Source organism: Streptomyces sp. UNOC14_S4 (assembly GCF_020740835.1).
Lineage (GTDB): Bacteria > Actinomycetota > Actinomycetes > Streptomycetales > Streptomycetaceae > Streptomyces.
The window spans coordinates 1-5,618 of record NZ_JAINFC010000487.1; the positions used below are offsets into that span (position 1 = coordinate 1).

A 5,618-nucleotide genomic window follows, 5' to 3' on the forward strand; every position below is an offset into this window, starting at 1 on the left:
CCTCACTCACCGTCCGCGTGCGAACGCAGCCCCACCCCCAACACTCCGTCCCAGTGGGTCAGCTCCTCGACCAGGGGGAGCGCCGAGCCCTTGCCCTCGAGGCTGAGGACGACGTCCGCCTCCTTGATCCGGCCGCGTTCGCGGTGCTCGCCCCGGGACTCCGCCTCGGCCTCGACGTGCACGTCGGTCACGCGGAAGCCGCGCTTGGTGCACAGCTCCAGCACCCGGCCGAGCAGCCCGCGCCGCGTGCGGTAGGACAGCCGCAGCTCGACGGGACCGACGTCCGGCGCGAGGGCCATCCGGCGGGTCACCACCGGGAAGCCGCGGACGACGAGGAAGTGCACGACCGTGGCGGCGGCGCCGAGCAGCGGCAGCCCGCCGCCGCAGGACATGCCGACGGCGCAGGTCAGCCAGACCGTGGCGGCCGTGGTCAGGCCGCGCACGCCGTCGCGGCGGACGAAGATGAGGCCGCCGCCGATGAACCCGATGCCGGAGACGATCTGCGCGGCCACCCGGGACGGATCGAGGCCGACGCCCGGGATGCCCTGCACGGCGTCGAAGCCGTGGATCGAGACCTCCATGAACAGCGCGCTGCCCACGCCGACCAGCGTGTGCGTGCGCAGCCCGGCGCTCTTCTGCTGAAGTTCACGTTCGAGGCCGATGAGGGAGGACAGGAGCAGGGCGATGCCCAGCTCGACGAATTGACGGACTCCTTGACCGCGCCCCGGGTCGAACAGCGGCGCTGCGGCGTACTCGGCTATTCGCATCCACCGATTGTGGCGCGAAATCGACTGTACGCGAGGGAAGTTGACATAACTGGAGCCAGTTCCATGCCAGGCGTGGCCGGGGCGCGACCGACAGCGGCCATGGCCATGAGCACCACGATCGGGCCATGATGGCCGGATGATCATTACCGCAGCACAGTTCATCTCCCGGCCGTGCGACATCGAGGCCAACGTGGCCCGGATGGCCGGATTCGTCACCGAGGCGGGCGGCCGGGGCGCGTCGCTCGTCGTCTTCGCCGAGCTGGCCGTCACGGGCTATGAGCTGGAGGCGATCGTGGCCGATCAGGACCGGCTGACGACGGCCCCCGACGACCCGCGGCTGACGCCGCTCCGCGAGGCGTGCCGGGCGGCGGGGGTCGCGGCCGTGGTCAACTGCGCGGGGCGCGCGGACGAGGGGCCGACGATCAGCTCGTACGTGTACGGGCCGGACGGCGAACTGCTCACCCTCCCCCAGCCTTCGGCCGGGAGGCACCCCCATCGACAAGCAGCACGTGACGGAGACGGAGGCCGCCAAGGGCTTCGTCCGGGGCTCGGGCGACGGCCGCTTCACCCTGGACGGGGTCGGCGTCGGGCTCGTGACCTGCTTCGACGCCCACTTCCCCGACCTCGCGGCGCGCGCGGCGGCCGACGGCTGCCGGGTGCTCGTGGCGAGCTCGCTGTACGGCGAGGAGGGCGGGCGGGAGGCGCGGGCCACCCTCTTCCCCATCCTGGCCAGGGACAACGGCCTGTACGTCCTGCTCGCGAACCACGCGGGGCAGTCGGGGCCGTACAACGGCTGTGGCCTGAGCGGCATATGGGGTCCCGGCGGGGAGGTCCTGGCGGTGTCCGAGGGGACGGAGTCCGCCCTGGTCCCGGCCGAGCTGGCCGTACGGGCCGCCTGACCGTACGGGCCGCCTGAGCGGGCGGTCCGGACCGGCGGTGTGCCCCACCGCGACGGGTGGGGCACACCGCGGCGGCTCACGCGACGGAGAGGGTGACCTCGATGTTGCCGCGGGTCGCGTTGGAGTACGGGCACACCTGGTGCGCCTTCTCGACGAGCGCCAGCGCGGTGGCGGCGTCGACGTTCGGGATGGTCGCGGAGATGGCGACCTTCAGGCCGTAGCCGCCCTCCGGGGTCTTGCCGAGGCCGACCTCGGCGGTGACCGTCGAACCGGAGATGTCGGCCTTCTCCTGGCGGGCGACGACGCCGAGCGCGCCCTGGAAGCAGGCGCTGTAACCGGCGGCGAAGAGCTGCTCGGGGTTGGTCCCCGCGCCCGAACCGCCGAGCTCCTTCGGCGGGTTGACGACGACGTCGAGCTTGCCGTCGTCGCTGGCGACACGGCCGTCACGGCCGTTCTCGGCGGTGGCGACGGCGGTGTAGAGGACCTCTACGGGCTGAGCGGGCATGGGAATTCCTTACCGAGGGGGGCGAGGGGGGTGGGGATCACGCGTCGAGGGAGACGATCATCTTGCCGGTGTTCTCGCCGCGCAGCATGCCGATGAACGCCTCCGTGGCGTGCTCGATGCCGTGCACGACGGTCTCGCGGTACTTGAGCTCGCCGGAGCGCACCCACGCGCCGACCTCCTCGACGAACTGCGGCTGGAGGCCGTAGTGATCGGCGACGAGCATGCCCTGGATGCGCAGCCGCTTGCCGATGACGGAGACGAGGTTGCGCGGAGCGGGCGTCGGCTCGGTGGCGTTGTACATGGAGATCATGCCGCAGACGGTGACCCGGCCGTGCAGCTTGAGGGAGGAGATGGCCGCTTCGAGGTGCTCGCCGCCGACGTTGTCGAAGTAGACGTCGATGCCGTCGGGGGCGGCGGCCGCGAGCTGCTCGGCGACCGGGCCGTTCTTGTAGTTGAAGGCGGCGTCGAAGCCGTACTCCTCGGTCAGCATGCGGACCTTCTCGTCGGAGCCCGCGCTGCCGATGACGCGCGAGGCGCCCTTGAGCCTGGCGATCTGGCCGACCTCGCTGCCGACCGCGCCGGCGGCGCCGGAGACGAAGACGGCGTCGCCCGGCTGGAAGGAGGCGACCTCCAGCAGGCCCGCGTAGGCGGTCAGGCCCGGCATGCCGAGCACGCCGAGGTAGGTGGAGAGCGGGGCGGCCGCGGGGTCGACCTTGACCGTGTGCTTGGCGTCCACCAGCGCGTATTCGCGCCAGCCGAGCTGGTGCAGCACATGGTCACCGGGCTTGAAGGCGTCCGAACCGGAGGCGATCACCTCGCCGACGGCACCGCCGAGCATGGGCCGGTCCAGCTCGTAGGGCGGGAGGTAGGACTTGGCGTCGTTCATCCGGCCGCGCATGTACGGGTCGACCGAGAGGTGGATGTTGCGCACGAGGATCTCGCCCGGGCCGGGCCCGGCGATCGCCGTCTCGCGCAGGGCGAAGTCCTCGGGCTTCGGCCAGCCGTGGGGGCGGGCGACGAGATGCCATTCACGGCCGGTGGCGGGGGTGGCGGACATGACGGACGGACCTCCTAATGCTTCAGGTTCTGAAACAACCATGCTCCTCGATATTTCATGTTGTCAAGCAACCGGGTAACCTGGAGCCATGGTCCCTCGAACCGATGCCCTGACCCGTGAGGTGGTCGACCTCATCGCCACCGTCGTGGCGCGCTACCACGAGGAGTACGAGGAGGCGGCCGCCAAGCACTCCCTCACCGGGGCGCAGGCGAAGGTGCTGGCCCTGCTCTCCCGGGAGCCCATGCCGATGCGCCGGATCGCCCAGCAGCTCAAGTGCGAGCCGTCCAACGTCACCGGGATCGTCGACCGCCTGGAGGCCCGGGGCCTCGCCGAACGCCGCCCCGACCCCGACGACCGCCGCGTGAAGCTCGCCGCGGCCACCCGCGAGGGCACGGCCACGGCGGAACGCCTCCGCGAGTCCCTGGACTTCGCCCGCGAACCCCTGGCGGGCCTGTCGACGGACGAACGCACGACGTTGCGCGACCTCCTCCGCAGCATGCTGGGCGAAGCCCGGTAAGGGCGCGCCCAGCCCCGTAAGGGGCGCGGGGAACTGCGCGACCAGCCCCCACCGGGCCGCACCCGCGCGCAGCGCAAGACGCACCCCGGTGGGCGCAGCGTCAGTGACGCACCAGCCGATCCGCGGACCGCACCGCGAAATAGAGAAAACCGGCAGTCAGCAGCAAGGCAACCACCAGCACCGGCACCACGGCCCCCGCCCCCCGCGCCGGCGCCGACGCCGACGCCAGCGCCATGCTCAGACCCCCCACCGTCACCAACGGCCCCGCCGCGTACCAGGCCATGAAGACAAGAATGCCCGGATCACCCACCGGCGTCGGCACGCCCATGAACAACAGGCTCGTCCGGGCGGGCCCGCGGCACGCCGCGAAGACCGCCGCCGCCGCGAACGGCAGCGCGCACACCGGCATCAGCAGCAGCGCACGCGGGCTGCCCGCGAGGGCGAACGGCACGGCCGCGAGAACGCCCAGCAGCGCCCCCACCCCCGCCGGCACGACCGCGTGCTGGAGCATCAGCCACCGGAAGCGGAAGGGCGCCCAGGCGGCGCGCCGTACGTCGTCGCTCTCCAGCCGCGCGGTCTCGGCGAGCCCGCCGACGGCGACATAGCCGAACACGAGGGCCACGGCGAGGACGAAAACGCTCCGGGTGCCGTCGAGTTGCGTGCTCAGGGCGGCCGCCGCACCGCCGCAGACCGTCCACATCAGGGCCTTGGCCAGGCGGCCGGGCGCGCGCAGCAGGGCCAGCAGGTCGCGCCAGATCACCACGAGGTGCTTCGAGCGGGGCGCCCGCAGCCGTACGCGGTGGGTACCGGTGCCGCCGGTGGCGTCCAGCAGGGCGAGCCGGGCGGCCCGCAGTTCGAACGTCCACATCACGGAGGACACGGTCTGCGCGGTCGCGGCCCGGCGGCGCAACTGGCCGATCGGTACGCGCGCGGCGTCCCGGTCCGCCAGCACCAGCGCGGCCGCGGTGAGCAGAACCAGCAGGGCCGACGCGAAATACTGCCCGGGCGCGGAGCCGCCGGTCGCGGCGACCACCGGCTGCGCGGCCCAGCCCCAGGGGCCCGACCACAGCTCGATCCGTTCCAGGAGGGCGAGCCGGTGCCCGTACGCGGCGGCCGTCACCTGCCCGGCGAGCAGCATCAGCAGCACGACGGCGAGGGGCGTCCGGCGCCGTACGGTCCGCGCGAGGGCTGTTCGGCGCTCCACGGCCATCCCGGCCGCGGTGGCCAGCAGCGGCAGGCACACCGCGGCCGGGAGCAGGGCGAGCAGGGCCGTACCCGGGGGCGCGAGGCCCAGGACGCGCAGGACGACGGCTCCGGCGGCCGCGCCCAGCAGGCCGGGGACGAGGGCGAGCCCCGCCGACAGCCGGAACCAGGGCCGCAGCACGCGCCCCTTGCGGACGGGCTGGGCGAGCAGCCACCCCACGGACGGGCCGGGCAGGACGACGGGCCCGCGCCACAGCGCGTCGCGGGCGGCGGCCAGGACGAGGCCGACGGTCAGCGCCGCGAAGAACGCGGGCAGGGTGCGCTGCACGTCCGCGCCGAGCCCGCCGTAGTCGGCGCCGAGCCGGACCTGGCGCAGGAAGTGGAACGCGTAGCCGCCGCCGTAGCCCGCGACGACGAGGACCAGGGTGTAGACGACGACGGCGAGGTCGCGTCCCCTCTGCCTGCGGTGGTCCCGTCGTTTCTCCCGCAGCCAGCGGAGCGTCTCGGCGGTGCGGTCGTCGTCCTCCTCGGTCCAGCCGGGCTCGTCGTCCTCAGACCGGACGGCCCCGACGAACTCAGCAACGGACTCAGCAACGGGGTCATCAACGGGGTCAGCGGACTCATAATCCGTCGGCCGGGTCTCCCCCACGTCCCCCACGCTCATCCCCTC

The 5,618-nt window shown here is 73.1% G+C and carries 6 protein-coding genes and 1 pseudogene; 3 read left to right on the forward strand and 4 right to left on the reverse strand.

Annotated features, from left to right (window positions below):
• Window positions 1-2: 2 nt before the first annotated feature.
• Window positions 3-767, reverse strand: coding sequence for an MgtC/SapB family protein (locus K6I34_RS30205; protein WP_229330775.1), 765 nt, complete (start codon window positions 765-767; stop codon window positions 3-5).
• Window positions 768-966: 199 nt separating this feature from the next.
• Between K6I34_RS30205 and K6I34_RS38445 the strand changes: the two are divergent.
• Both K6I34_RS38445 and K6I34_RS38450 read left to right on the forward strand, forming a co-directional pair.
• Window positions 967-1,164: pseudogene (locus K6I34_RS38445) on the forward strand (nitrilase-related carbon-nitrogen hydrolase); the annotation flags it as partial.
• A 112-nt stretch (window positions 1,165-1,276) separates the two neighbouring features.
• Window positions 1,277-1,666, forward strand: coding sequence for a carbon-nitrogen hydrolase family protein (locus tag K6I34_RS38450; RefSeq protein WP_308294076.1), 390 nt, complete (start codon window positions 1,277-1,279; stop codon window positions 1,664-1,666).
• A 76-nt stretch (window positions 1,667-1,742) separates the two neighbouring features.
• Here the strand turns inward: K6I34_RS38450 and K6I34_RS30215 are convergent, their stop codons facing one another.
• Both K6I34_RS30215 and K6I34_RS30220 read right to left on the reverse strand, forming a co-directional pair.
• The gene (locus K6I34_RS30215; protein WP_229330777.1) at window positions 1,743-2,171 is read right to left on the reverse strand and encodes an organic hydroperoxide resistance protein; all 429 of its coding nucleotides are present in this window, start codon (window positions 2,169-2,171) and stop codon (window positions 1,743-1,745) included.
• A 37-nt stretch (window positions 2,172-2,208) separates the two neighbouring features.
• Window positions 2,209-3,228 (reverse strand): NADP-dependent oxidoreductase, encoded by a 1,020-nt coding sequence (locus K6I34_RS30220; protein WP_229330779.1) that lies wholly within the window; start codon window positions 3,226-3,228, stop codon window positions 2,209-2,211.
• 88 nt (window positions 3,229-3,316) lie between these two features.
• On the opposite strand from K6I34_RS30220, the gene K6I34_RS30225 reads away from it, so the two are divergent.
• The gene (locus tag K6I34_RS30225) at window positions 3,317-3,745 is read left to right on the forward strand and encodes a MarR family winged helix-turn-helix transcriptional regulator (RefSeq protein ID WP_229330781.1); all 429 of its coding nucleotides are present in this window, start codon (window positions 3,317-3,319) and stop codon (window positions 3,743-3,745) included.
• A 100-nt stretch (window positions 3,746-3,845) separates the two neighbouring features.
• Here the strand turns inward: K6I34_RS30225 and K6I34_RS30230 are convergent.
• Window positions 3,846-5,618: hypothetical protein (locus K6I34_RS30230; protein ID WP_229330783.1), on the reverse strand; the 1,773-nt coding region annotated here is incomplete at its 5' end.

What these genes read in the sequence shown, in the direction of transcription:
- K6I34_RS30205 (WP_229330775.1), bottom strand. Translation starts at nt 767, where the DNA reads ATGCGAATAGCCGAGTACGCCGCAGCGCCGCTGTTCGACCCGGGGCGC.
- K6I34_RS30215 (WP_229330777.1), bottom strand. Translation starts at nt 2,171, where the DNA reads ATGCCCGCTCAGCCCGTAGAGGTCCTCTACACCGCCGTCGCCACCGCC.
- K6I34_RS30220 (WP_229330779.1), bottom strand. Translation starts at nt 3,228, where the DNA reads ATGTCCGCCACCCCCGCCACCGGCCGTGAATGGCATCTCGTCGCCCGC.
- K6I34_RS30225 (WP_229330781.1), top strand. Translation starts at nt 3,317, where the DNA reads ATGGTCCCTCGAACCGATGCCCTGACCCGTGAGGTGGTCGACCTCATC.